The sequence below is a fragment of the Streptomyces niphimycinicus genome (assembly GCF_018883605.1).
GTDB classification, from domain to species: Bacteria; Actinomycetota; Actinomycetes; order Streptomycetales; family Streptomycetaceae; genus Streptomyces; species Streptomyces niphimycinicus.
In genome coordinates this window covers 1-368 of sequence record NZ_JAHLEM010000519.1, presented here as the reverse complement: position 1 = coordinate 368, position 368 = coordinate 1, and the positions used below count along the sequence as shown (strand labels likewise).

The following is a 368-nucleotide window of genomic DNA, read 5'->3' as shown; positions in this document are numbered from 1 at the left end:
GGCTCCCGGCCCGGTCGGCGGGGTGCTGCCACCGTCCGGCGCCGTCCACTTCTGGTTGGTGGCACCGGTGCAGGTCCATATCTGGAGCCGGGTACCGTTGGCCGAACTGCCACCGGCGGCGTCCAGGCACTTATCGGCCTGCGGATTGACGATGTCGCGCGCCGCCGGGAGCGACCACTGCTGCGCCGCGCTGCCATTGCAGTCATAGAGCTGGACCAGACTGCCGTCGGCCGTGCCACCCGACGCCACGTCCAGGCACTTCCCCAGCGCACGGACCGTGCCATCGCCACCAACAGTCCGCTGCTGCGCGACCGAGCCATTGCAGTCGTAGAGCTGGATCGGCGTGCCGTTGGCGCTGTTGGCGCCCG

At 70.4% G+C, this 368-nt stretch carries 1 protein-coding gene; it reads right to left on the bottom strand.

The window, feature by feature from the left end; all coding sequences use genetic code 11:
* The coding region (locus KN815_RS34575) for a ricin-type beta-trefoil lectin domain protein (protein WP_216345800.1) at positions 1 to 368 on the bottom strand (368 nt) is incomplete at both ends.